The organism is Chryseobacterium jejuense (assembly GCF_900100075.1).
In the GTDB taxonomy this organism is placed as follows: domain Bacteria; phylum Bacteroidota; class Bacteroidia; order Flavobacteriales; family Weeksellaceae; genus Chryseobacterium; species Chryseobacterium jejuense.
Genome location: NZ_FNEG01000014.1, coordinates 2,269 through 5,581 on the forward strand (window position 1 = coordinate 2,269; position 3,313 = coordinate 5,581).

General features: G+C 47.2%; 1 tRNA gene and 2 rRNA genes. All 3 read left to right on the plus strand.

The features are described 5' to 3' along the window. The first annotated feature begins 9 nt into the window (after positions 1-9). The 3 genes from BLS98_RS22960 (at position 10) to rrf (ending at position 3,261) form a co-directional block, all read left to right on the plus strand. Positions 10-83 (plus strand) — tRNA-Ala (locus BLS98_RS22960). A gap of 202 nt (positions 84-285) precedes the next feature. Further along, positions 286-3,043 (plus strand): 23S ribosomal RNA (locus BLS98_RS22965). Positions 3,044-3,153: 110 nt separating this feature from the next. Continuing rightward, positions 3,154-3,261: ribosomal RNA gene (gene rrf / locus BLS98_RS22970) — 5S ribosomal RNA — on the plus strand. Positions 3,262-3,313: the final 52 nt, after the last annotated feature.

Genomic DNA, 3,313 nt, shown 5'->3' on the forward strand with positions numbered 1-3,313 from the left:
CAACTAGAGGGGGAATTAGCTCAGCTGGCTAGAGCGCCTGCCTTGCACGCAGGAGGTCAAGGGTTCGACTCCCTTATTCTCCACAGTTTTGGAAGACTGATTTAAAAGTTACGGATAGAGCCAAAAACAATATCTGTTCATCAGTTGGACAAGAAGACATTAAGATCATTGACATTAACGGTAAAGACATCACAAAGAGATAACCGAGCACTTTCGAGTGCCGAGTTTATAAAAATATCGATAAATTTATTTATCAAAAAATACTGAACTAATATAATTATTAGGAAAGAAATCGTTAAGGGCGTATGGCGGATGCCTAGGCTTTCAGAGGCGACGAAGGACGTGGTAAGCTGCGAAAAGCTGCGGGGATTGGCACACACGAATTGATCCGCAGATGTCCGAATGGGGCAACCCGGCTGGTTGAAGACCAGTCACCTCGTAAGAGGAGCAAACCCGGAGAACTGAAACATCTAAGTACCCGGAGGAAAAGAAATCGAAGAGATTCCGTAAGTAGTGGCGAGCGAAAGCGGATTAGCCCAAAAGCTAATTTATGTTTAATAGAATGTTCTGGAAAGAACAGCCGTAGAGGGTGATAGCCCCGTATATGAAAGGCATATTTAAGTGATAAATGAGTAGGGCGGGACACGTGAAATCCTGTCTGAATATGGGGGGACCATCCTCCAAGGCTAAATACTCCTGAAAGACCGATAGTGAACAAGTACTGTGAAGGAAAGGTGAAAAGCACTTCGAATAGAAGGGTGAAATAGAACCTGAAACCGTACGCCTACAAGCGGTCGGAGCCCACATGTTGGGTGACGGCGTGCCTTTTGCATAATGAGCCTACGAGTTAATTTTACTAGCGAGGTTAAGGTATTAAGTACCGGAGCCGGAGCGAAAGCGAGTCTGAATAGGGCGTATAGTTAGTAGGATTAGACGCGAAACCTTGTGATCTACCCATGGGCAGGTTGAAGCTCTGGTAACACAGAGTGGAGGACCGAACCGGTTGACGTTGAAAAGTCTTCGGATGACCTGTGGGTAGGGGTGAAAGGCCAATCAAACTGGGAGATAGCTCGTACTCTCCGAAATGCATTTAGGTGCAGCGTCGTATATAAGTTTATTAGAGGTAGAGCTACTGATTGGATGCGGGGGTTTCATCGCCTACCAATTCCTGACAAACTCCGAATGCTAATAAATGTTCTACGGCAGTGAGGGCATGGGTGCTAAGGTCCATGTCCGAGAGGGAAAGAACCCAGACCAACAGCTAAGGTCCCAAAATATATGTTAAGTTGAAGCAACGCGGTTGGACTGCATTGACAGCTAGGATGTTGGCTTGGAAGCAGCCATTCATTTAAAGAGTGCGTAACAGCTCACTAGTCGAGCGGTCCGGCATGGATAATAATCGGGCATAAACATATTACCGAAGCTATGGATTTGTACTTTATGTACATCTGGTAGGAGAGCATTCTATTTGCGCCGAAGCAGTACTGTGAGGTATTGTGGAGCGGATAGAAAAGAAAATGTAGGCATAAGTAACGATAAAGCGGGCGAGAAACCCGCTCACCGAAAGACTAAGGTTTCCTCAGCCATGCTAATCAGCTGAGGGTTAGTCGGGACCTAACGCGAACCCGAAAGGGGTAGTGGATGGACAATGGGTTAATATTCCCATACTTGCTCACACTAAAAAGGGGACGGAGTGCCGTACTTACTGGAGACTGACGGAATAGTCAAGGCCTAGCCTTCGGGCGAAGCTGCTGTAGGGAAAGTGCTTCCAAGAAAAGCCGAAGTGAAGCAACCCGTACCAAAACCGACACAGGTAGTCGAGGAGAGAATCCTAAGGTGCTAGAGTGAATCATGGTTAAGGAACTAGGCAAAATAGTCTCGTAACTTCGGGAGAAGAGACGCCATCAGCAATGGTGGCCGCAGTAAAGAGGCCCAGGCGACTGTTTATCAAAAACACAGGACTCTGCAAAATCGAAAGATGCAGTATAGGGTCTGACACCTGCCCGGTGCTGGAAGGTTAAGGAAGGTGCTTAGGGTTAAACCGAAGGCATTAACTGAAGCCCCAGTAAACGGCGGCCGTAACTATAACGGTCCTAAGGTAGCGAAATTCCTTGTCGGGTAAGTTCCGACCTGCACGAATGGTGTAACGATCTGGGCACTGTCTCAACCATGAGCTCTGTGAAATTGTAGTCTCGGTGAAGATGCCGAGTACCCGCAATGGGACGAAAAGACCCTGTGAACCTTTACTATAACTTCGTATTGACTTTGAGTAAGTAATGTGTAGGATAGGTGGGAGGCTTTGAAGCTTGCACGCTAGTGTAGGTGGAGCCGACGTTGAAATACCACCCTTTACTTACTTGGAGCCTAACTTCTTTTAGAAGGACATTGCGTGGTGGGTAGTTTGACTGGGGTGGTCGCCTCCAAAAGAGTAACGGAGGCTTTCAAAGGTACCCTCAGCACGCTTGGTAACCGTGCGTAGAGTGTAATGGCATAAGGGTGCTTGACTGTGAGACCAACAAGTCGATCAGGTGCGAAAGCAGGACATAGTGATCCGGTGGTTCCGTATGGAAGGGCCATCGCTCATAGGATAAAAGGTACTCCGGGGATAACAGGCTAGTCTCCCCCAAGAGCTCACATCGACGGGGAGGTTCGGCACCTCGATGTCGGCTCGTCACATCCTGGGGCTGGAGAAGGTCCCAAGGGTTGGGCTGTTCGCCCATTAAAGTGGCACGCGAGCTGGGTTCAGAACGTCGTGAGACAGTTCGGTCTCTATCTATTGCGGGCGTTAGATGTTTGAGAGGGCTTGATTCTAGTACGAGAGGACCGAATTGAACAAACCTCTGGTGTATCAGTTGTACCGCCAGGTGCACTGCTGAGTAGCTACGTTTGGAAGAGATAAGCACTGAAAGCATATAAGTGCGAAACTCGCCTCAAGATGAGACATCTTTTAAGGGTCGTGGGAGATGACCACGTTGATAGGCTATAGGTGTAAAGACAGTAATGTCATAGCCGAGTAGTACTAATTACCCGTAGATTTATAGCCTAATAAGGTACTTGGAAGTGCAGTAAGGTTACCTCTTTGTGAAAGTTTTTATCGCTTAAAATACGAGTGTATTATGATTGAGTTCATAACCACACGTTATATACAACCTTTAGGGTGGTTTTAGCGGTGGGGCTCACCTGTTCCCATTCCGAACACAGAAGTTAAGCCCACCAGCGCCGATGGTACTGCTAACGCGGGAGAGTAGGCCGCCGCCAGTTTTTATTTTATTTTTAAAAATCCTTTATCATTACGATAAAGGATTTTTTTTTG